The sequence below is a fragment of the Sphingomonas sp. BL-S-05 genome (genome assembly GCF_055521695.1).
This window is the reverse complement of record NZ_CM145499.1, coordinates 2617775-2638394: the sequence shown is the minus strand read 5'-3', so window position 1 is coordinate 2638394 and position 20620 is coordinate 2617775. Positions and strand designations below refer to the sequence as shown.

Genomic DNA, 20620 nt, shown 5'->3' with positions numbered 1-20620 from the left:
GGGATCCAGGGCCACACCCGCAAACCGCTGCTGCCTTTGGCTCTGGACCCCCGCCTGCGCGGGGGTACGGCTCCGGCGGACGGCGGACGGCGGACGGCGGACGGGGGCCTGGGGCGAACGCGTCGGGTCGATAGCTAACCCTACCCCCGCGCGCCGGCGATCATCTTGGCGGCGATGTGGCGGACGGCATGGTCGTTCTTCTCGCCGCCCTGGCTCGGATCGCCGAGTTTGTCGAGGCTGGCTTCCAACGAGTTGAGCAGACCGGGATGCTGTTCCTCGACATAGCGCATCGTCCAGAACAGGAGATGCTCGACCGCGATCTCGCGGTGACGGGTTTCGGTGATCGCATCGGGCATCGGAATTCCTTTCGGGGCGTCCAATGCGCAGGGTCCGGTGGGCGTTCCGGCCTAGCGGTAGTCAAAGCTTTTCGTACCCCCGCGCAGGCGGGGGGCCAGAGCCACGGAGGCCATCCTCTGTTACCCTGGACCCCCGCCTACGCGGGGGTACGGTCCGGCTGGCGTTACCGGTTCAGAACACCGCCTTCACCAGTTGCGCGAACGCATCGGCGCGGTGGCTGATCGCATGCTTGTGGTCGGGATCGATCTCGCCATAGCTGCGGTCCATGCCGTCCTGGACGAACATCGGGTCATAGCCGAAGCCATGTTCCCCACGCGGCGGCCATACCAGTTGCCCGTCGACGCGGCCCTCGAACCACTCCACATGCCCATCGGGCCATGCCAGCGCCAGCGCGCACACGAAATGCGCCGCGCGGCTATGGTCGGGGCCGGTCGCCTGCATCCGTTGCTCGACCAGCCGCATCGCTGCGTCGAAATCCTTGGACGGCCCCGCCCAGCGCGCCGAGAAGATGCCCGGATCCCCGTTCAGCGCCTCGACGCACAGCCCGCTGTCATCGGCCAGCGCCGGCAGCCCCGACAGGTCGGCCGCCTGCAACGCCTTCAACTCGGCATTGGCGACGAAGGTCGTGCCGGTCTCCTCCGGCTCGGGCAGGTCGAGTTCGCCTGCCGAGATCGGGGTGACGCCGTACGGCCCGAGCAGCGCGGCGATCTCGCGGATCTTGCCGGGATTGTGGCTGGCGATGACCAGCTTGCCGGGCGTGAGCTTGCGGATCGCCTGTGGTTCCTTGCCCTCGCCGCTCATCGCCCGGTCGCCCGAAGCTGTTCGGCGAAGATGCGACCGCAACCGATGCGGGCGAGGCGCAGCAGGCGCAGCAGCGCCTCTTCGTCATAACAGGCACCCTCGGCGGTCGCCTGCACCTCGGCGATATTGTTGTCGCTGGTCAGCACGAAATTGGCGTCGGCATCGGCGGCCGAATCCTCGATATAGTCGAGGTCGAGCATCGGCGTGCCCTCATGGATGCCGCAGCTGACCGCCGCGACCTGCCGGCTGATCGGATCGACCTCCAGCTTGCCCTCACGCATCAGCCCGTCGACCGCGAGGCGCAGCGCCACCCACGCGCCCGAAATCGACGCGGTGCGGGTGCCGCCATCGGCCTGGATCACGTCGCAATCGAGCGTGATCTGCCGCTCGCCCAACGCCTTCAGGTCGACCACGGCGCGCAGCGACCGCCCGATCAGCCGCTGGATTTCCTGCGTGCGGCCCGACTGCTTGCCCTTCGCCGCTTCCCGGCTGCCGCGGGTATGGGTGGCGCGGGGGAGCATGCCGTACTCGGCCGTCACCCAGCCTTCGCCCTTGCCGCGCAGCCATGGCGGCAGCCGTTCTTCGAGCGAGGCGGTCACCAGCACCTTGGTATCGCCGAAGCCGATCAGGCACGAACCCTCAGCATGGCGGGTGAAGTTCGTCTCGATCGTGATGGGGCGCATTTCGTCGGGGGTGCGGCCGGATGGGCGCATGGGAATCTCCTGAAATTTCGCGAAGTCCTAGCCGTCCGTTCATCGCCGCGCCAGTCGCCGCGCGGTACCTCGATGATGACGGGTCCGAAGCGACGGATCCGCGACAGGGAGCGACGTCATGAAGATCATCGCCTTGGGTTTGCTGCCGATACTGGGCGGCTGCGTGATGGCGGTCGGCAACACGACCACCGAAACCGCGCCGGTCGCGATCGAGCGCGAGACGATCAGCTATGAAACCTCGCCCTGTTTCGGCGCCTGTCCGGTGTACCGGGTGACGATCCAGCCCGATGGCACGGGGGTGTTCGAAGGGCGGCGCTTTACCAAGGTCGTCGGCACGCGCGATTTCAAGGCGACGCCGGCGCAGTATCGCGCCTTTGCCGCGAAACTACAGCCCTACCGGCCGCAGGGCGAGCGGCTGGTGCAGCCGGGCCAGCCGGGATGCGACAATGCGCCGACCGACATGCCGTCGGTCGATGTCCGCTGGAACGAATTGTCGGGCGCGGCGCAGCATCTGTCCTTCTATTATGGCTGCCGGATGCGCGATCAGCGGATGAACGAAGCGCTGCGCTCCGCCCCGAACGAACTGCCGATCCGCCAATTTATCGAAACGCCTTAAATCCTCCCCGGTACGGGGAGGGGGACCAGCGAAGCTGGTGGAGGGGGAGCGCGGCATACGGAACGGCAGCGTTGCGCGGCGAACCCCCTCCACCACCGCTTCGCGGCGGTCCCCCTCCCCGCGAGCGGGGAGGACTGGCTTTTCCGCGAGCTGCAACCGCCCTACATTCCCAAGCATGGCCCAACCGATCCACGAACTGACCGACCGCGCCCGCGACGTGTTCCGGATCGTGGTCGACAGCTATCTCGCCACCGGCGCGCCGGTCGGTTCGCGCACCATCGCGCAACTGTCGGGCCTGAACCTCTCGCCCGCCTCGATCCGCGGCGTGATGCAGGATCTGGAGGAGGCCGGGCTGCTCGCCGCGCCGCATGTCAGCGCCGGGCGGATGCCGACCGAGACCGGCCTGCGGCTGTTCGTCGACGGCATGATGCACGCGATGGAGCCATCGGCACAGGAGCGCGCGACGATCGAGGCGCAGGCGGATACCGCCGGCCCGGTCGAGGAGGCGCTCGCCGGGACCGCCGCCGCGCTGTCGGGCCTGTCGGCCAGTGCGGGCGTGGTGCTGGTGCCCAAGCGCGAACCGGTGCTGAGACAGGTCTCGTTCGTGCCGCTGTCGGGCACCCGCGCGCTGGCGGTGCTGGTCGGGGCCGACGGATCGGTCGAGAATCGCGTGCTCGATATCGCGGCGGGGACCAGCGTCGCCGCGCTGGTCGAGGCGGGCAATTACCTGACGGCGCGGCTGTCGGGTCTCACCCTGTCCGAAGCGCGCGCCCGCATCCTGGGCGAAATCGGGCGGGAACGCGCCGAACTCGATGCGACCGCCCGCGCGCTGGTCGAGGCGGGACTGGCGATGTGGAGCGAGGATGGTGGGCAGCGCCCGGTGCTGATCGTGCGCGGCCAGGCGCGGTTGATCGACCCTGCCGCCGCCCACGACCTCGACCGCGTGCGGCAGTTGCTCGACGAACTGGAGGGCAAGGAAGAGATCGCCCGGCTGCTCGAATCGGCACAGGACGGCGATGCGGCGCGCATCTTTATCGGCTCCGAAAACAAATTGTTCGCATTGACCGGATCGTCGGTCATCGCCAAGCCGGTCCGCGCGCTGGACGGGCGCGTGGTCGGCGTGGTCGGCGTGATCGGGCCGGTCCGGTTGAACTATGCGCGCGTCGTGCCCATGGTGGATTTCACTGCCGCGACGCTGACGCGGCTGCTCGGCTGACAGGACAAGAAGAGACCCGAATGAACGACACTCCCGCCAACGACGATACGAACGACCTGCGCGAAGCCACCGCCGAGGCCGCGCCCGAAGTCGCCGAAGCGGATCGCCTTGCCGAACTCGAAGCGAAGCTGGCCGATTCGCAGGCCGAAACCCTCTATGCCCGCGCCGATCTGCAGAATGTGCGCCGTCGCGCCGAAAAGGAGGTGGCCGACGCCCGCGCCTATGCCGCGACCGCCTTCTCGCGCGACATCCTGTCGGTGGCCGACAATCTGTCGCGCGCGCTGTCGGCGATCCCCGAGGATCTGCGCGGCGACGACCGGCTGAAGGGCCTCATCACCGGCCTCGAAGCGACCGGGCGCGAACTGGAAAGCGTGTTCGGCCGTCATGGCATCACCAAGATGGTGTCGGTCGGCGAGACGCTCGACCCCAACAAGCATCAGGCGATGTTCGAAGTACCGTCGAACGACGCCGCGCCCGGCACCGTCGTGCAGGAAATCCAGACCGGCTATATGATCCGCGACCGGCTGCTGCGGCCGGCGCTGGTCGGCGTGGCCAAGGCGCCGGAGGGCGGCGCCTGAACGACACGGTCCGGCCCGACCTGGCCACGCCGCCCCGGTTCGAACGGATCGTCCACCCGGAGGCGATCGTCGAGCCGGGGGCGCTGGCGGCTTCGCTCGCGGCACTCGCCACCGGGGATCAGGACGGCACGGCGTTGCGCCGCGCCGCGACCGCCGTGCTGCGCGAAGCGATGGCGCGCGGCCGGACCGAGATCGAACGCCGGCTGCGCGCCCGCCCCAGCCACGGGTTGGAGACGGCGGCGGCCTATGCCTATCTGACCGACGCGATCCTCGTCGCGCTGGCGGGTTTCATCGTCGAGCATGTCCACCCGAACCCCAATCCGACCGCGGCCGAGCGGATGACGCTGATCGCGGTCGGCGGCTATGGCCGGGGCGAGATGGCGCCGCATTCGGACGTCGATATCGGCGTGCTGACCCCGTGGAAGCAGACCGCCTGGTCCGAACAGGTCATCGAATCGATCCTCTACGCGCTATGGGATCTCGGGCTGAAGGTCGGCCATTCGTCGCGCTCGCTCGACGAAATGGTGCGCCAGGCGAAGGGCGACGTCACCATCCGCACCGCGCTGGTCGAGGCGCGTTATGTCTGGGGCGACACCGCGCTCTATGCGGATGCGGCACAGCGCTTCAAACAGGAGGTGCAGGACGGAACCGCGCGCACCTTCATCGCCGAAAAGCTGGCCGAACGCGATGCGCGGCACAAGAAGCTCGGCGACACCCGCTATGTCGTCGAACCCAATGTGAAGGAGGGGAAGGGCGGGCTGCGCGACCTGCACGCACTCTTCTGGATCGGCAAATACGCCTATAATGTCCGCCGCGCCGCCGATCTGGTCCGCGTCGGGTTGCTCAGCGCGCCCGAATTGCGCAAGTTTAACCGGGCCGAGGATTTTCTGTGGGCGGTGCGCTGTCACCTCCACCTCATCACCGGCCGGGCGGAAGAGCGGCTGACCTTCGACGTGCAGACCGAGATCGCGACGCGGATGCGCTATAGCGACCGGGTCGGCAAATCGCGCGTCGAACGCTTCATGCAATATTATTTCCTGCAGGCGAAGCGGGTCGGCGACCTGACCGGCATGTTCCTCAGCCATCTCGACGAAACCTATGCCGCGCGCGGCAGCCGCTTCGGCTTCCCGCGGTTGCGGCGCCGGCCGGGGCGGTTGAACGGCTTCGTGCTCGACCGTGGCCGGCTGGCGCTGCCCAAGGATGATTTCTTCGCCGAAGACCCGGTGCGGCTGATCGAGATCTTTGCGCTTGCCGACCTGCACGGCCTCGAAATCCACCCGCTGGCGATGCGCGCGGCGTCGCGCGATGCGCGGATGGCGGCGCAGGTCCGCTCGCACCCGCGTGCCAACCAGTTGTTCCTCGACGTGCTGACCTCCCCGCGCGATCCCGAACTGGTGCTGCGCTGGATGAACGAATGCGGCGTGTTCGGCCGCTTCATTCCCGATTTCGGCCGCATCGTCGCGCAGATGCAGTTCGACATGTACCATCATTATACGGTCGACGAGCACACCATCCGCATGATCGGCCTGTTGTCGCAGGTCGAACGCGGCATCTGTCGCGAGGAGCATCCCCTCGCCACCGCCCTGTTCGGCGGCATCGTCCAGCGGCGCGCGCTGTTCGTTGCGGTGCTGTGCCACGACATTGCCAAGGGGCGCGGCGGCGACCATTCGATCCTCGGTGCCGAAGTCGCCGAACGGCTCTGCCCGCGCCTCGGCCTCACCCCGGCCGAGACCGAGACGGTGGCGTGGCTGGTCCGCTACCACCTGTTGATGTCGGCGACGGCGTTCAAGCGTGACCTCAGCGATTTCAAGACGATCCTCGACTTCACCAGCATCGTGCAATCGCCGCAGCGGCTGCGCATGCTGCTGGTGCTGACCGTCGTTGATATCCGCGCGGTCGGTCCCGGCACGTGGAACGGGTGGAAGCGGCAGTTGCTGACCACGCTCTTCGAAACCGCCGAGGAAGTGCTGCGCCTCGGCCACAAGCAGCGCGGTCGCGACGAACGCATCGCCGAAAAGCAGGAACGGCTGCGGCAGACGCTTGGCTGGGACAAGGACACGCTGGCCGCCTATGTCCGGCACCTGCCGCCCGCCTATTGGATCGCCGAGCCGGACGACGTGATCGCCGCCAATGCGCGGATGGTCGACCAGTCGGGCGACGCGCGACTGACGATCGAGACCAGCGTCGACGAAGATCGCGGCGCGACGCTGGTGACGGTCCATGCCGCCGACCATCCCGGATTATTCTATCGCATCGCCGGCGCGATCCATGCGGCGGGCGGCAACATCATCGATGCGCGCATCCACACCACGCGCACCGGCATGGCGCTCGACAATTTCCTCGTTCAGAATCCGCTGGGCGGTCCGTTCGACGAAGCCGGGCAGTTGCAACGGTTGAAGACGGCGATCGCCGATGCGCTGGCCAATCGCATGAAGCTGAACGACCGGCTCGCCGCCAAGCCGCTGTCGCGCGTCCGTGCCGAAGCCTTTCCGATCGAGCCGAACGTGCTGATCGACAATGCCGCATCGAACCGCTTCACCGTGATCGAGGTCAATGCCCGCGATCGGCCGGCGCTGCTGCATCATCTGGCACAGGCGCTGTTCCAGTCGAAGGTGACGCTCCACTCCGCCCATGTCGCCACCTATGGCGAGCGGGCGGTCGATACCTTCTACGTCACCGACCTGACCGGCGACCGCATCACCGGGCAATTGCGCCTGAAATCGCTCGAACGCCGGATGCTGGATGCGGCGGCGGGCAAGGATTTCGGGGTGTTCGCTTAATCCCTTGCAAATCGGTATGGATTTAGGCAGGATCCGGGTCATGGACCTGATCCTGCTGGCCGTTCTGGCCATCGCCGTTCTGCTGATCGCCCTTGTCGCGGCAGCATCGAACCGTCGAAAAACCCGCCGGGCCGGGGTAGATGACGGGGGCGGAGAGGGTTTCTTCGGATGGTTCGATGGCGGCGGTTCGTCCGGCGACTGCGGTAGCGACGGTGGCGGCTGTGACGGCGGCGGCGGCGGCGGCGGCGGCGGCGGCGGCGATTAAGCGGCTTGAGCCGACGCCACCTGACTGTTACGAAAACCGAATGAACCGTTCGTTCGCCCGTCTGCAACAACAATGCCGCAATTCGACGGCGGTGTTTGTGCGCGCGCTCGGTTCGAGGGATTGCTGACCAGCTATTCCGAACTGTGATGTTGACCACCCCGCCCGACCGGCGGGGTTTTTTAATGCCGGTTGGGCCTGACCCACGGACCAAAGACATGTTTCTCGACGATTCAGAAATCGAACGGATTGCGCTGGGCGTGATCGATCGCAGTCTGCCCAAGCGCGACTGGACTCATGCAGGCCATTTTGCAGCGGCGCTTTGGCTGCGCCGGCACCGACCGGATCTTACCGGCGCAGAGGAGATCCGGTCGCTGATCTCGCGCTATAACGAAGCGACGCATACGGCCAATACCGATAGCGGCGGCTATCACCACACGATCACGCTGGCGTCGATGCGCGCGGCGGCGGACCATCTCGACCGGCATCCGGCAGAAGCCCCGCTTGCGGTCGTTTTGTCGGGATTGATGGCTTCGGAGCTTGGTTATCCCGACTGGCTACTGGCCTATTGGAGCCGGGAGTCGTTGTTCAGTGTGCCTGCGCGCCGGGAGTGGGTCGAACCCGACCTTGCGCCGTTACCGTTCTGACGGGCTGCATTACCTACGGAAAAGCCGCCACGTTCCCGTTGGAACATGGCGGCTTTTTTAACGTCGCAAACCCGACGAGCAGGCGCTTACTTCGGTGCCAGCACCATCAGCATCTGCCGGCCTTCCATGCGCGGATAGGCTTCGACCTTGGCGATTTCCTGGGTCGCTTCGGCGACGCGCTGCAACACCGCCATGCCGAGCTGACCATGGCTCAGTTCGCGACCGCGGAAGCGCATCGTGACCTTGACCTTGTCGCCTTCGGTGATGAATTCCTCGACCTTCTTCATCTTCGTATCATAATCATGATCGTCGATGTTCGGACGCATTTTGATCTCCTTGATCTCCTGCGTCTTCTGGGTCTTGCGGGCGAGGTTCGCCTTTTTCTGCGCCTCGTACTTGAACTTGCCCACGTCGAGGAACTTCGCGACGGGCGGATCGGCGTTCGGCGACACCTCGACCAGATCGAGCCCGACCTCGGCCGCCTGCGCGATCGCTTCGCGCGTGTACATCACACCCAGATTCTCGCCCTCATGGTCGATCACGCGGACCTTTGGCGACTGGATGAACTCGTTGAATCGGGGGCCGTTCATCGGCGGCGGCGCATTGGGGCGACGCATCATGGGCGGACGGATAGGTGCTGCTCCTTCAGTGTTCGAAAGTCCTATATAGTCAATTCTGCGCGATTACGAAAGGTTCCGCGCAAGATCGGGTGCCAGCGCTTCGTTCGACAGCATCGCGACCAGTTCGTCGAGGGCGATGACCGACTGCCCCTGGCTGCCCAGCCGGCGCAGCGCGACGGTGCGTTCTTCCGCCTCGCGCTTGCCGACGACGACCAGCGCCGGGACCTTCGCCAGCGAATGTTCGCGCACCTTGTAGTTGATCTTCTCGTTGCGCAGATCGGTTTCGACGCGGATGCCGGCCGCCTTCAGCGCCGCCGCGACCTCGTTCGCATAGTCGTCGGCGTCGGACACGATCGTCGCGACCACCGCCTGTACCGGCGACAGCCACATCGGCATGCGGCCCGCATGATGCTCGATCAGGATGCCGAGGAAACGTTCGAACGTGCCGAGGATCGCGCGGTGGAGCATAACCGGGCGGTGGCGATTGCCGTCCTCGCCGACATAGGTCGCGTCGAGTCGTTCGGGCAGCACCCGGTCCGACTGGATCGTGCCGACCTGCCACGTCCGCCCGATCGCGTCGGTCAGGTGGAATTCGAGCTTGGGCGCATAGAAGGCGCCTTCGCCCGGCAGTTCCTCGAACTTCGCCTTGATGTCGTCCGACAGGTTCGACGACAGCACCGCCTCGCGCAGTTCCGCCTCGGCCTTGTCCCACATTTCTTCACTGCCGAAGCGCTTCTCGGGACGCAGCGCCAGCTTCACCGCATAGTCGGTGAAGCCCAGATCCTGATAGACCGAGTCGAGCAGTTCGCAGAAGTCGCGGACTTCCTCGATCAACTGATCCTCGCGGCAGAAGATATGCGCGTCGTCCTGCGTGAACTGGCGCACGCGCATGATGCCGTGCAGCGCGCCATGCGGTTCGTTGCGGTGGCAACAGCCGAATTCGGCCATGCGGATCGGCAGGTCGCGGTACGATTTGATCCCCTGGCGGAAGATCAGGACGTGCGCCGGGCAGTTCATCGGCTTCAACGCCATCATGTCGGCATCGGCGCTGACGATCGCGCCCTCATCCTCGGTATTGGGGATTTCGTCGGGCACCACGAACATATTCTCGCGATACTTGCCCCAATGGCCCGACTGTTCCCATTGCCGCGCGTCCATCAGCTGCGGCGTCTTCACTTCCTGATAATCGTGGGCATCGAGCCGGCGGCGCATATACGCCTCCAGCTGCCGCCACATCATATAGCCCTTGGGGTGCCAGAAGACCGACCCCTGCGCCTCCGACTGAAGGTGGAACAGGTCCATCTCGGCACCCAGCTTGCGATGGTCGCGCTTGGCAGCCTCTTCCAGCCGGGTCAGGTGCGCGTCGAGCTGCTTCTTCGACAGCCAGCCGGTGCCGTAGATGCGGCTGAGCATCGCATTCTTCTGGTCGCCGCGCCAATAGGCGCCCGACACGCGGGTCAGCTTGAACGCGGCAGGGTCGAGCTTGCCGGTCGATTCGAGGTGCGGCCCGCGACACATGTCGAGCCACGCGCCCTGGCGATAGATGGTCAGTTCCTCGCCCTCGGGCAGTTCGGCGGCCCATTCGGCCTTGAACGTCTCGCCCTGCTCGGTCCAGCGATCGATCAGCTGCTGGCGCGTCACGACCTCGCGCTCGAACTTTTCGCCACGGGCGATGATCTTGCGCATCTCCGCCTCGATCAGCGGCAGGTCCTCGTCGGTGAACATGCCGCGGCCGGGCGCGGGCGCGAAGTCGTAATAGAAGCCGTCCTCGGTCGCGGGGCCGAAGGTGATCTGCGTGCCGGGGTACAGCGTCTGCACCGCTTCGGCCATGACGTGGGCGAAGTCGTGGCGATGCAGTTCGAGCGCGTCCGCCTCGTCCTTCACCGTCACCAGTGCCAGCGACGCGTCGCCGTCGAACGGGCGGTTCAGGTCGCGCACCTGCCCGTCGACCCGCGCGGCGATCGCCGCCTTGCGCAGACCCGGCGAAATCGCTGCGGCGATGTCGGCAGGGGTAGTGCCCGGCGTCACCTCACGGACGGCACCGTCGGGGAGGGTGATGCGGAACAATGCGGACATGCGAAGCGACCTGCGATGCGAGGGGGATAAACGCCTGCCGACTAGCCGCTGGGGGCGGGGAGGGCAAGGATGCGTCGCCTCGTCACTCCACCGCAGCACCGGCATCGGTATAGGTGATGCGGATCCGGACCCAGCTGCCGATCAGCGGACGACCGCCGACGCGCGGGGGGAGGATGCGGAACTGCCACGCCGCCTGCCGCACCGCACGCGCCAGGCCCGATCCGCTCGCCGATTGCCCGATCTCGCGGCAATCGGTCACCTGGTTGTTCGGGATCGTGCGGCACGCGACCTCGCCCCAGCCCGGTTGCGAGCGCCGCGGCAGATAGGTCGACAGCTCGGCATGGGTCGGTCGGCGATACCAGTCGGCGGCATAGAGCCGCTCGCCACCACCGCTGCCGCCACCGGCATCGGCCGCCGCATCGCCATCGCCACTGTCGCCGGTCGCGCTGCCGGTACCGACCGCTTCGGTCCCGCGCGTGCCGGGCGTGATGGCGGCGCGTGCGAATTCGCGGCCGGTCATCGGAATGACCTTCGACCATGCGTCGGACGGTCGCTCGGCAGGGATCGGCGGGGGTGGAACCTCCGGCGGCGGCGTTACGGTGGCGGTCGGGGTGGCGGTCGCGGCACTCCCCGCGGCGGCCTTGCGGTGGACCTGTTTGGCCGGGGCGGCGGCGGGCGCTACCCGGTCGGCGGGCAGCATATCGACGACCAATGGCGATTTTTCGCCCGGCGGCGGCGACATCAGCGTCGGCGCGATGCGCAGCAGCAGCCAGAGGATCAGCGCGTGGATCGCGACGACCAGCGCCAGCGTCGTCAGCCGACGCGACAGCGGCGGCGGGCTTTGCGCGGAGAACCGTTGCTGAAGTGCCTGCGTCGCCACGCCGAACCCCCTAGCGCAGCCCGCGCATCAGGGCGACGGGAAAGAAGCCCCCGCCGTTCCGGTCAACGGCGGAATGCGTATCGCGGACGCGGAAACCGGTCGGCACGCAGGACCGGTCGTAAGCCGATACGCAGCAAGCTCCGCCTATGGCCTTGCTGCGACCGTCGCCTTCCTTGGACCAAGTGCTGCACGCACGGCATGTGCTCCGTAGAGTTCCACTGTTCTGGAGCTACCGACCGCCAGCGCCAAGGTGATGACCAGACCGCCGACGACCAGCAGCATCGCCGCCAGGGAATTTGCGTCGCCAAAAGCGATGTTTTGCATACCGACCAGCTTCGGCGACAGAACCTGAAACAATATCGTCGCGACGATACTGTGGATCAGGTAGATTCCGAACGAGTATTTCGCGATACGTCGCAGCGCGGACATGTGCAGCGGCGTCTTGATGCCCGACGAGTCGATGACGACGATCGAAAATACCAGGATGTAGACCAACAACAACCGTTCGATGCCATGGACGGGCGCGCCCCGGCCGAACAGCATGAAGGCCGCCAACAGGAAGGTCGCGATCGCAACGCCCTTAGGTATCCTGACGTCCCGGTTGCGCGACAACAGTACGCCGAAAAGGAAGGATGGGATGCAGCGGACAATTCCCAGCGACTCTTCCTGAATGGCCGTGATGGTCGAGCCGAACTGCGTGGCGATATAGGAACAGATCGCAAGCGTAGCCGCGAGCATCATCAGCAGAGCGAGGTTGAGGGAGGGAAGTCTCCGCAAGATCCGCAAGGCCGGAAGTGCCAGGCAGCACCCGAAAATCGCGCTTACTGCCCAACTCGGATAATTATACGTCGAAAATTCACCAAGGCCCCAGCTATGGGTCAGCGTCAGATGCGGGACGAAGGACAATAGATCGTATCGATCCGGGTTCTTCGGGTGAACCAGGTCGAGGAAGAGTGCGACCGCAAGTATGAAATAGAAGCCGAGCGTCGCGATATGCAGCGGGTATAGTCTCGCCACGCGATCGACGATGAACTGGCGATACAGCTGCGGACCATAGGTTTTGCGATCGACCACGTTGCCGACGAAGAATCCGCCGAATACGAAAAATATATCGGTGAAACACGCGAAATAACGTGAGACGTCATAGGGCAGATCGCCCTTCGTAAAATAATAGGGGAGATAATGGTACAAAGCGATGCCGAGGCACATCACGCCACGTAGCCCGTCGAGCCCGTGCAATCGTGTCGTCGGTGTTGCGGCTTGCACGGACATATCCCCCTTTTCGGCCGAACTGTGAAGATGGGAACGTGGCTCGTTCCGTAGTGGCGATTTGTTCACGCCGCGTTAGTGGCGGCGTCCAGAACCGGAGTCCCAGGCCGAAGCGTTCGTCCGCCACGCGTCTCGATATCCGCTGCAGACAAGAACTTGCCGCGTAACGCCTAGTACCCGGCGAGATTAAAGTGCCGTCACCGCGCCCCTTGGCATTGCTTCGAATGGTTGGCTCGGCACATCGGAAGGAGATTCAGCAGGATCGCCGTTGCTGCATCGAATCGGCAAGGATGCCTTGCAAGTGGCGAGTTTTTTCCGACATATTTCGGTCCGCGCCATCGGCGGCGGCTATGTCCGTTCCGAAATAATAGTGACACCAGATATTCTGATCGGTGTCCCGTTGATCGGCGCGGAAAATATCGAATACTGCGTTCAGTAATTCAGTACCGGCGACCATGTCTCAACCCCCAGACAAACTGATCCCTCTCAGCCCCGTCCGTCATGGTAACGGTTTCACTATATGAATCCTATAGTGATTTTAGGTGACTGTCCCACCTCGGTTCGTCGGCGGGTCGATCGGTGGGGGGAAGGGGCAGGTCGGCGCCCATTCCGAGCACATGGGCGTGCGATCGTTCGTCGGTTACGGCCGATGCCGTCCCTGCGGAATATGGTCACCGTTCTGCCAGGTCGATCGTCTGCGGGGATGCGTAGTCGGGCGTGTTGGGCAAGGGCGAGTATCGCAAAACTTGTGCACGGCGTCCGCGATTGCCGGTCGAGCGGCACACGGGCACCTTTTCGACAAGACGGTAGAGCGTCGAACCACTAGGTCCACGGCCATTTGTGTCGATAGGGTGAAGTGACGCCAGCCGCAGTTCGCGGGATCATCAAGTCTTCGAAAAGACTGGAGCGGGCGAAGGGATTCGAACCCTCGACCCCAACCTTGGCAAGGTTGTGCTCTACCCCTGAGCTACGCCCGCTCTGGCGTTCCGAACCGGCGGACCGGCTGGGGTGAGGCGGGCTATTAGATGGGGGTTTCGGATCGCGCAACCCCCTAAATCACTCTTTTCTGAATCATCCGGCGTGCCCACATAGGGAGGACGCATTCAGGATAAGGAATCGCCGCTTGGCCACGCTAGGATTGACCGCCCCGGAAAAGGAAGCCGTGGAGGCGTTCCGTCGCGATGTCGTCGAACCGTCGATGACGCGGCTGGTCGTCATCGATTTCTGGGCGGAATGGTGCGGGCCGTGCAAGGCGCTGACCCCGATCCTCGAAAAGGTGACGGCGGCCTATGCCGACAAGGGCGTCGTGCTGGCCAAGATCGATACCGACAAGAACCAGTTCATCGCGTCGCAATTCCAGATCCGGTCGATTCCGACCGTCTATGCGATGTTCCAGGGGCAGCTGGTCGCCGACCTGACCTCGGCGCGGACCGAAAGCCAGCTGAAACAGATGCTCCATCAGCTGCTGCGGCAATTGCCGGTACAGCCCGGCGAGGCGGCCGGTCCCGATATCGAGCCGCTGATCGCGATGGGCGAGGAGGCAATGGCCGAAGGTGACGCAGCGCGCGCGCTGTCGATCTTCGACCAGATCGCCGATATCGCGCCCGACAATGCGCAGGTCGCCGCCGGCCGCGTCCGTGCGCTGATGGCGTTGGGCGAGCATGACGCGGCGCAGGCGGCGCTGGATGCGCTGCCCGAGGACGCCGCGAAGCTGTCCGGTATCGAACAGGTTCGCGCCGCGCTGGCGCTGGCGCGCGATGCACAGCCGGTCGACGACCTGGCGGGGCTGAAGGCCGAGGTCGAGGCGAACCCCGACGATCATGACGCCCGGTTCCGCTTCGCCGGCGGGCAGATGGCGGCGGGCGACCGCGACGGCGCCGCCGAATCGCTGCTGAAGATCGTTGCCGCCGACCGGTCGTGGAACGACGATGCCGCGCGTCAGCAACTGTTAAAGCTTTTCGAGGCAGTCGGCTTGGAAGATCCATGGGTGTCGCAGCAGCGTCGCAAGCTGTCGGCGATCCTGTTCGGATGAGCGCGCGCGTCTCCGTCTTCCCGCTGGCGGGGGCGCTGCTGTTTCCGAACATGCATTTGCCGCTGCACATCTTCGAGCCGCGCTATCGCTCGATGGTGTCCGACGCGCTGGCGCGCGACCGGCGCATCGGCATGATCCAGCCGCGTCCGGTCGGCGCCGATACCGACAGGCCGCCGCTGTTCGATATCGGCTGTGTCGGGCAGATCGTCGATGTCGAGGCGCAGGCCGATGGCTGTTACGATATCGTGCTGCGCGGGGTGTCGCGCTTCCGCGTGCTGCGCGAACTCGACGTGACCACCCCGTTCCGGCAGGTCGAGGCGGAGCTGCTGCCGGTGGTCGGCGACACCACGCTGGCGCTGGCCGAGCGCGCGTCGCTGGAGATGGAGGCGCGGCGCTTCGCCGACCGGCTGGGCTATGCGGTCGATTGGGAATCGGTCGGGCGGCTCGACGACGAAAGCCTCGTCAACGGCATCGCTCAGATCGCGCCGTTCGACGTCGCCGCCAAGCAGGCGCTGCTCGAAGTCGACGCTTTGGCGGCGCGAGCGGAACTGATCGTACAGCTCATGCAATTCTTCGGCAGGCATGGCGATGACGAAGAGGCGACGCTGCAATGACCGCACAAACCGCGCGCGAAGGGGTGACCATCGATCCCTGGCTGTTGTCGATCCTCGTCTGTCCGGTCACCCGGACGACCCTCGACTATGATGCGGCCGCGCAGGAACTGGTCTCGACCGCCGCGGGCCTTGCCTTTCCGATCCGCCGGGGCGTGCCGGTCCTGCTGGTCGAAGCGGCGCGGGCGTTGTGAGCCGGGATCTGAGCGGCAAGTGGAGCGGGATATTCAACTATCCGCACACCAACCCGCCGACCGCGTTCGAGGCCGATATCGCCGATCTGGGCGGATCGATCGTCGGTACGATCCACGAACCGGACCTGTATTCGCAGCCGCCCGGCGCGCTGATCGCCGCCGCGATCGACGGCCATGTCGACGGCGCGCGGATCAGCTTCAGCAAATTCTATGACGACAGCGTCGGCTATGCCGACATGGTCGTCTATGCCGGCGTGCTGAGCGAGGATGGTTGCGAGATCAGCGGGCGTTGGGACATTCCCGGCGTCTGGTCGGGCAGCTTCCTGATGATTCGCCCGGCGAACGAACCGGCCGCGGCCGATGCCGATGCGGTCGTCGAACGGAACGGACCGATACGGGGATAGCATGGCGCTGATCCATCGGTTGCTGGGGAAGGTGGCGCGGCTGCTATGGCGCGTCACCCGTCCGCGGACGATCGGCGTGCGGGCGGTGCTGCTGGATGCGGGCGACCGGATCGCGCTGGTCCGCCACAGCTATATCGACGGCTGGTATCTGCCCGGCGGCGGCGTGAAGAAGGGCGAGGCGATCGTCGACGCGCTCCGCCGCGAACTGGCCGAGGAGGTGGCGATCGAAGGGGCGACGGTCGAACGGGTGCTGGGCGTCTATCACAGCCGGCGCGAGGGCAAGGACGATCATGTCGTCGTCTATGTCGCGCGGGCAGGGGCCGACACGCTGCGCGCCGCCGATGCATTGGAGGTCGCGGGGGCGGGGTGGTTCGCCCTCGACGCGCTGCCGCCGGGGACGACGCCCGCGACGTGCAGACGGATCGCTGAGTTTCGGGCAGGAGTGACCGGCGGGGGAACTTGGTAGGGCGCAAGCAGTCGCCGTCACCGCCAGCCTTACCATCAACGTCACCCCAGCCTGCGCTGGCGTGACGTATGGGGCGGGACGAAGGAAACGGCCTCTTACGCCGTAACCCCCTGCAGCAATTTCGGCAGCTTGCCCGTCTCGCCGCGCGCCTCGGCCATGAAGGCGGCCTTCAGCGGCGGGATCGAATCGACCGCCGACAGCCCGAACCGCCGCACCGCGCTCGCCGCCTTGCCCGGAATGCCGAACAGTCGCGTCAGCCCGTCGGTCGCCAGCGCCACCGCGAAGGTGTCCAGCCCGCGCCACCGCTGATAGCGCTCCAGCAAATAGGGGTCGCCGAGGTCGAGCCCGGTGCGCTTGCCCTCGACCAGCACCTCGGTCAGCGCCGCCACGTCGCGCAGGCCGAGGTTCAGCCCCTGTCCGGCGATCGGATGGATGCCGTGGGCGGCGTCGCCGACCAGCACCAGCCGTTCGGCGGTGATTCGCGCGGCGTGGTGGAAGCCGAGCGGATAGCTCGACCGCGCCGACAGGTTCGACAATTGCCCCAGAAATCCGCCCATCTTCTTCGATGCTTCGGCGAGGAAAGCACGGTCGGACAGTTTCAGCATCGCCGGTCGGTCCTTCGCATCGACGGTCCACACGATCGCCGAGCGATGGCCGTGTTCGTCGTCCTTCAGCGGCAGGATCGCGAAGGGACCCGCGGGGTAAAAGATTTCATAGGCGATGTTCTCATGGCTCTCTTCGTGGCCGAGCGTCGTGATGATCGCGGCGTGATCGTAGCTCCAGCGCGCGACGCGGATGCCCGCCGCCTCGCGCGTCGGCGAATTGCGACCCTCCGCCGCGATCAGCAGCGGCGCGGTCAGCGTGTCACCGCCCGCCGTGGTCACCGTCACGCCATGCGCCTCGCGCCGCACATCGATCGCACGATCCTGGTAGCGCAGGTCGACCAGCGGCGATGCCACCGCCGCGTCATAGATCGCCTGCCGCAACCGCTTGTTCTCATACATGACGCCGACCGGATCGTCGGCGGCGTCGGGGATAAAGTCGAGCTTGCCCGGTTCCAGCCCGTCGGTCGCGCGGATCGCGGCGATCGGACAGCCTTCGTCGCCCAGCCCTTCGGCGATGCCGATCGCCTCGAACATGCGGTGCGTCGCGCTGGCGATGGCGGAGGCGCGACCGTCGAAGCCCGGCGCCAGCGTCACCGCCGGATCGGCGGGATCGAGAATGATCGAGCGGAGGCCGTGCACGCCCAGCGATACGCCGAGCGTGCTGCCGACCAGCCCGCCGCCCAGGATGATGACGTCCGCCTGTGCCATGAAACCCGTCCCATCCATAACCTGTGTCCCCCGCGACTTAAGGTGTGGTGCGGTTCACCGCAACGCCGCCTTGACGCCATGCCCCGCCACGGCGCACATCGGGGCGGTATCGAACAAGGGTGGAACGAATGGCGACGAACGCGCAGCCGATGTTGTGGCGCGACGCGATGAAGGCGGGCGTGAGGCGCAGCGGCGCGATGATCGGGGCGACCTTGCTGTTCGTCGCCATGCTGCTGATCGCGATCGCGCTGGCCAGCTATTCGTCGGCCGATCCGTCGTTCAGCACGGCGGCGGGAGGGCCGGTCGCCAACAAGCTCGGATCGCCCGGCGCGCATCTGGCCGATCTGTTGCTGACCCTGTTCGGCGTGCCGGTGGCGATGCTCCTCCCGCTGGGCCTGATCGTCAGCGTCCGACTGTGGCGCGACGTACCCGTCGGGCCGTGGCCGCGCATGGTGCGCGACTGCCTGATCGGGGTGCTGGCGATGGGCACGACGCTGGCGTTCGTTTCGGGTGAGGCGATATTGTCGCTGCCCGCCGGCTATGGCGGCGTGATCGGGTGGAGCGTCGCGGCGGCGGTGCAGGGGCTGATTCATCTGATCGGCCAGCCCGATATCGAAATCTGGATCATCCGCGTCGTGGCGCTGGCGACCGGGCTGTTCGGCATCTGGCGCTGGGCCAAGGGGCTGACGATCGAGATTCCCGACGGCACTTTCCGCATGCCGAAATTCGAACGGCGCGCGCGGGCGGTCGACGCCGAGAGGGGCGAGGTCGCCTATGACGACGATGATGCGCCGTTCGATGCCGCGCCCAGCCGCTTCGTCGCGGATACCGAGGAAGATGACGAGGACGACGCGCCCGCCCGGCCGCAACCGCGCCGCGTTGCCGAACCGGACAACCGCGCGCCGCCGGTCATCGCCGAACGCGCCGCATCCCCGGCGCTCGCCAGCGCACCGCGCCCGGCGAGCAGCGAAGGGCGCGACAATTTTGCGCTGCCCGCCATCGACCTGCTCGCCCCCCCGCCCGAATCGAGCGGTCCGTCGATCGACAAGGCGGCGCTGGAGCGCAATTCGCGCCTGCTCGAAAGCGTGCTCGACGACTTCAACGTGAAGGGGCAGGTGGTGAAGGTCGCGCCCGGCCCGGTCGTGACGATGTACGAACTCGAACCCGAACCCGGCATCCGCGCCAGCCGCGTGATCCAGCTGGCCGACGATATCGCCCGCAACATGTCGGCGATCTCGGCGCGCGTCGCGACGATTCCGGGGCGCACCGTGATCGGCATCGAACTGCCCAACCAGCGGCGCGAGACGGTGTCGCTTCGCGAACTGATCGCCAGCCAGGCGTTTGCCGACCAGAACGCGCAGCTCCCCATCGTCCTCGGCAAGAATATCGCCGGCGACCCGGTCGTCGCCGATCTGGCGCCGATGCCGCATCTGCTGGTCGCGGGTACCACCGGGTCGGGCAAGTCGGTCGGCCTGAACTGCATGATCCTGTCGCTGCTGTACCGACTGACCCCGGACCAGTGCCGGATGATCATGATCGACCCGAAGATGCTGGAACTCAGCATGTATCGCGGCATCCCGCATCTGTTGGCGGACGTCGTCACCGACCCGCCCAAGGCGGTGCGCGCGCTCAAATGGGCGGTTGAGCAGATGGAGGACCGCTATCGAATGATGGCGTCGATCAACGTCCGCAGCCTTGCCAGCTTCAACGAAAAGGTCCGCGCCGCGATCGCCAAGGGGCAGAAGCTCGGCCGCAAGGTGCAGACCGGATACGACGCCGAAAACGGCACGCCGATCTATGAGGAAGAGACGCTCGACCTGACGCCGCTGCCGCAGATCGTGGTGATCGTCGACGAACTCGCCGACCTGATGATGACCGCGGGCAAGGAAGTCGAATTCCTGATCCAGCGCCTCGCGCAAAAGGCGCGCGCGGCGGGCATCCACCTGATCATGGCGACGCAGCGCCCCTCGGTCGACGTCATCACCGGCGTCATCAAGGCGAATCTGCCGACGCGCATCAGCTTCCACGTCACCAGCAAGATCGATTCGCGCACCATCCTTGGCGAACAGGGGGCGGAACAGCTGCTGGGCCGCGGCGACATGCTCTACATGCCCGGCGGCAAGGCGCTGGCGCGCGTCCACGGGCCTTTCGTCAGCGACGACGAAGTGCAGGCGGTGTCCGATTTCTGGCGCTCGCAGGGCGCGCCCGACTATATCGACGCGGTGGTCAACGAGCCGGAAGGCGATGCCGGCTTCAGCCTCGACGGGGCGCCGACCGGTGATGATTCGCCCGAGGAGCAGACCTTCCGGCAGGCGTGTCAGTTGGTTGCGGAGAGCCAGAAGGCATCGACCAGCTGGCTGCAGCGCCAGTTGCGGGTGGGGTATAACTCGGCGGCGCGGCTGATCGAGCGGATGGAGAAGGAAGGGCTGGTGTCGCGCCCCGATCATGTCGGCCGGCGCGAGGTGTTGATGGACGCGGACGGGCGGCCGACGGGGTAAGGGGCCTTTGCGCTTTTCTTCCCCCCTCATGCCCACCCGTTTGCTTCGAGCGCAGCTTCGAGCCTGTCGAGAACCGTAGTCGAGAAGGGGTTGCCACAAACGACCCCGTTCTCGACGGACGCTTCTCGACAAGCTCGAAGCTGCTCGAACCGAACGGTTGGGGGCAGGGGCTGGCGAACGAAAATCCGTTCGTCCTGAGTAGCCATTGAGCGAAGTCGAAATGGCGTATCGAAGGACCGTGTGGTGCAGGTGCTTCGATACGGGACTTCGACTTCGCTCAGTCCCTA

The 20620-nt window shown here is 66.1% G+C and carries 21 protein-coding genes and 1 tRNA gene; 12 read left to right on the top strand and 10 right to left on the bottom strand.

Annotated features, from left to right (window positions below):
- Positions 1–140 precede the first annotated feature (140 nt).
- The 3 genes from ACZ1JS_RS12385 to rph all read right to left on the bottom strand — a co-directional run bounded on the left by ACZ1JS_RS12385 (position 141) and on the right by rph (position 1871).
- Positions 141–356 (bottom strand): hypothetical protein, encoded by a 216-nt coding sequence (locus tag ACZ1JS_RS12385; RefSeq protein ID WP_465166321.1) that lies wholly within the window; start codon positions 354–356, stop codon positions 141–143.
- Positions 357–528: 172 nt separating this feature from the next.
- Entirely contained in the window at positions 529–1158 is a 630-nt protein-coding gene (gene rdgB, locus ACZ1JS_RS12380; RefSeq protein ID WP_465166320.1) for an RdgB/HAM1 family non-canonical purine NTP pyrophosphatase, read from the bottom strand.
- A complete protein-coding gene (gene rph / locus ACZ1JS_RS12375; protein WP_465166319.1) occupies positions 1155–1871 on the bottom strand; it encodes a ribonuclease PH in 717 nt (238 codons plus the stop codon). Before rph ends, rdgB begins: the two co-directional genes overlap by 4 nt.
- Before the next feature lie 118 nt (positions 1872–1989).
- Between rph and ACZ1JS_RS12370 the strand changes: the two genes are divergently transcribed.
- The 6 genes from ACZ1JS_RS12370 (at position 1990) to ACZ1JS_RS12345 (ending at position 7970) form a co-directional block, all read left to right on the top strand.
- On the top strand, positions 1990–2487 hold the full coding sequence (locus ACZ1JS_RS12370; protein WP_465166318.1) for a DUF6438 domain-containing protein: 498 nt from the start codon (positions 1990–1992) through the stop codon (positions 2485–2487).
- A 175-nt stretch (positions 2488–2662) separates the two neighbouring features.
- The gene (hrcA, locus tag ACZ1JS_RS12365; RefSeq protein WP_465166317.1) at positions 2663–3703 is read left to right on the top strand and encodes a heat-inducible transcriptional repressor HrcA; all 1041 of its coding nucleotides are present in this window, start codon (positions 2663–2665) and stop codon (positions 3701–3703) included.
- 20 nt (positions 3704–3723) lie between these two features.
- On the top strand, positions 3724–4281 hold the full coding sequence (locus tag ACZ1JS_RS12360) for a nucleotide exchange factor GrpE (protein WP_242119816.1): 558 nt from the start codon (positions 3724–3726) through the stop codon (positions 4279–4281).
- Positions 4282–4328: 47 nt separating this feature from the next.
- Positions 4329–7061, top strand: a complete 2733-nt coding sequence (locus ACZ1JS_RS12355; protein WP_465168687.1) for a [protein-PII] uridylyltransferase — start codon at positions 4329–4331, stop codon at positions 7059–7061.
- Between the two features lie 40 nt (positions 7062–7101).
- Positions 7102–7326 carry a hypothetical protein gene (locus tag ACZ1JS_RS12350; RefSeq protein WP_465166316.1) on the top strand — a complete coding sequence of 75 codons (225 nt, stop codon included), beginning with the start codon at positions 7102–7104 and terminating at the stop codon, positions 7324–7326.
- A 215-nt stretch (positions 7327–7541) separates the two neighbouring features.
- Entirely contained in the window at positions 7542–7970 is a 429-nt protein-coding gene (locus ACZ1JS_RS12345; protein WP_465166315.1) for a hypothetical protein, read from the top strand.
- 86 nt (positions 7971–8056) lie between these two features.
- Here ACZ1JS_RS12345 and infC read toward each other — a convergent pair whose 3' ends face one another.
- From infC to ACZ1JS_RS12315, 6 genes are all read right to left on the bottom strand, one after another.
- The gene (gene infC, locus ACZ1JS_RS12340) at positions 8057–8590 is read right to left on the bottom strand and encodes a translation initiation factor IF-3 (RefSeq protein WP_242119809.1); all 534 of its coding nucleotides are present in this window, start codon (positions 8588–8590) and stop codon (positions 8057–8059) included.
- A 63-nt stretch (positions 8591–8653) separates the two neighbouring features.
- On the bottom strand, positions 8654–10666 hold the full coding sequence (gene thrS / locus ACZ1JS_RS12335) for a threonine--tRNA ligase (protein ID WP_465166314.1): 2013 nt from the start codon (positions 10664–10666) through the stop codon (positions 8654–8656).
- Positions 10667–10748: 82 nt separating this feature from the next.
- A complete protein-coding gene (locus ACZ1JS_RS12330) occupies positions 10749–11546 on the bottom strand; it encodes a hypothetical protein (protein WP_465166313.1) in 798 nt (265 codons plus the stop codon).
- Between the two features lie 144 nt (positions 11547–11690).
- Positions 11691–12818, bottom strand: a complete 1128-nt coding sequence (locus ACZ1JS_RS12325) for an acyltransferase family protein (RefSeq protein WP_465166312.1) — start codon at positions 12816–12818, stop codon at positions 11691–11693.
- A gap of 250 nt (positions 12819–13068) precedes the next feature.
- Positions 13069–13272 (bottom strand): hypothetical protein, encoded by a 204-nt coding sequence (locus ACZ1JS_RS12320; RefSeq protein WP_465166311.1) that lies wholly within the window; start codon positions 13270–13272, stop codon positions 13069–13071.
- A gap of 445 nt (positions 13273–13717) precedes the next feature.
- Positions 13718–13792, bottom strand: a tRNA-Gly gene (locus ACZ1JS_RS12315).
- A gap of 146 nt (positions 13793–13938) precedes the next feature.
- Here ACZ1JS_RS12315 and ACZ1JS_RS12310 point away from each other — a divergent pair.
- Genes ACZ1JS_RS12310 through ACZ1JS_RS12290 form a run of 5 tightly spaced genes read left to right on the top strand, consistent with a single transcriptional unit; the run spans position 13939 to position 16522 of the window.
- The gene (locus ACZ1JS_RS12310) at positions 13939–14847 is read left to right on the top strand and encodes a tetratricopeptide repeat protein (protein WP_465166310.1); all 909 of its coding nucleotides are present in this window, start codon (positions 13939–13941) and stop codon (positions 14845–14847) included.
- Positions 14844–15461, top strand: coding sequence for an LON peptidase substrate-binding domain-containing protein (locus ACZ1JS_RS12305; RefSeq protein WP_465166309.1), 618 nt, complete (start codon positions 14844–14846; stop codon positions 15459–15461). Before ACZ1JS_RS12310 ends, ACZ1JS_RS12305 begins: the two co-directional genes overlap by 4 nt.
- Positions 15458–15652 carry a Trm112 family protein gene (locus ACZ1JS_RS12300; protein ID WP_465166308.1) on the top strand — a complete coding sequence of 65 codons (195 nt, stop codon included), beginning with the start codon at positions 15458–15460 and terminating at the stop codon, positions 15650–15652. The genes ACZ1JS_RS12305 and ACZ1JS_RS12300 overlap by 4 nt, the downstream gene beginning before the upstream one ends.
- On the top strand, positions 15649–16056 hold the full coding sequence (locus ACZ1JS_RS12295; protein ID WP_242120720.1) for a hypothetical protein: 408 nt from the start codon (positions 15649–15651) through the stop codon (positions 16054–16056). Before ACZ1JS_RS12300 ends, ACZ1JS_RS12295 begins: the two co-directional genes overlap by 4 nt.
- Position 16057: 1 nt before the next feature.
- Positions 16058–16522 (top strand): NUDIX domain-containing protein, encoded by a 465-nt coding sequence (locus ACZ1JS_RS12290; protein WP_465166307.1) that lies wholly within the window; start codon positions 16058–16060, stop codon positions 16520–16522.
- A gap of 95 nt (positions 16523–16617) precedes the next feature.
- Here ACZ1JS_RS12290 and ACZ1JS_RS12285 read toward each other — a convergent pair whose 3' ends face one another.
- Positions 16618–17835 carry a UbiH/UbiF/VisC/COQ6 family ubiquinone biosynthesis hydroxylase gene (locus tag ACZ1JS_RS12285; protein WP_465166306.1) on the bottom strand — a complete coding sequence of 406 codons (1218 nt, stop codon included), beginning with the start codon at positions 17833–17835 and terminating at the stop codon, positions 16618–16620.
- A 128-nt stretch (positions 17836–17963) separates the two neighbouring features.
- On the opposite strand from ACZ1JS_RS12285, the gene ACZ1JS_RS12280 reads away from it, so the two are divergent.
- Positions 17964–20333, top strand: a complete 2370-nt coding sequence (locus ACZ1JS_RS12280; RefSeq protein ID WP_465166305.1) for a DNA translocase FtsK — start codon at positions 17964–17966, stop codon at positions 20331–20333.
- Positions 20334–20620 lie beyond the last annotated feature (287 nt).

Bases quoted from the DNA above. Each gene is read 5' to 3' on its own strand.
- ACZ1JS_RS12385 (WP_465166321.1), bottom strand. From the start codon at position 356: ATGCCCGATGCGATCACCGAAACCCGTCACCGCGAGATCGCGGTCGAG.
- rdgB (WP_465166320.1), bottom strand. From the start codon at position 1,158: ATGAGCGGCGAGGGCAAGGAACCACAGGCGATCCGCAAGCTCACGCCC.
- rph (WP_465166319.1), bottom strand. From the start codon at position 1,871: ATGCGCCCATCCGGCCGCACCCCCGACGAAATGCGCCCCATCACGATC.
- ACZ1JS_RS12370 (WP_465166318.1), top strand. From the start codon at position 1,990: ATGAAGATCATCGCCTTGGGTTTGCTGCCGATACTGGGCGGCTGCGTG.
- hrcA (WP_465166317.1), top strand. From the start codon at position 2,663: ATGGCCCAACCGATCCACGAACTGACCGACCGCGCCCGCGACGTGTTC.
- ACZ1JS_RS12360 (WP_242119816.1), top strand. From the start codon at position 3,724: ATGAACGACACTCCCGCCAACGACGATACGAACGACCTGCGCGAAGCC.
- ACZ1JS_RS12350 (WP_465166316.1), top strand. From the start codon at position 7,102: ATGGACCTGATCCTGCTGGCCGTTCTGGCCATCGCCGTTCTGCTGATC.
- ACZ1JS_RS12345 (WP_465166315.1), top strand. From the start codon at position 7,542: ATGTTTCTCGACGATTCAGAAATCGAACGGATTGCGCTGGGCGTGATC.
- infC (WP_242119809.1), bottom strand. From the start codon at position 8,590: ATGATGCGTCGCCCCAATGCGCCGCCGCCGATGAACGGCCCCCGATTC.
- thrS (WP_465166314.1), bottom strand. From the start codon at position 10,666: ATGTCCGCATTGTTCCGCATCACCCTCCCCGACGGTGCCGTCCGTGAG.
- ACZ1JS_RS12325 (WP_465166312.1), bottom strand. From the start codon at position 12,818: ATGTCCGTGCAAGCCGCAACACCGACGACACGATTGCACGGGCTCGAC.
- ACZ1JS_RS12320 (WP_465166311.1), bottom strand. From the start codon at position 13,272: ATGGTCGCCGGTACTGAATTACTGAACGCAGTATTCGATATTTTCCGC.
- ACZ1JS_RS12305 (WP_465166309.1), top strand. From the start codon at position 14,844: ATGAGCGCGCGCGTCTCCGTCTTCCCGCTGGCGGGGGCGCTGCTGTTT.
- ACZ1JS_RS12300 (WP_465166308.1), top strand. From the start codon at position 15,458: ATGACCGCACAAACCGCGCGCGAAGGGGTGACCATCGATCCCTGGCTG.
- ACZ1JS_RS12290 (WP_465166307.1), top strand. From the start codon at position 16,058: ATGGCGCTGATCCATCGGTTGCTGGGGAAGGTGGCGCGGCTGCTATGG.
- ACZ1JS_RS12285 (WP_465166306.1), bottom strand. From the start codon at position 17,835: ATGGCACAGGCGGACGTCATCATCCTGGGCGGCGGGCTGGTCGGCAGC.
- ACZ1JS_RS12280 (WP_465166305.1), top strand. From the start codon at position 17,964: ATGGCGACGAACGCGCAGCCGATGTTGTGGCGCGACGCGATGAAGGCG.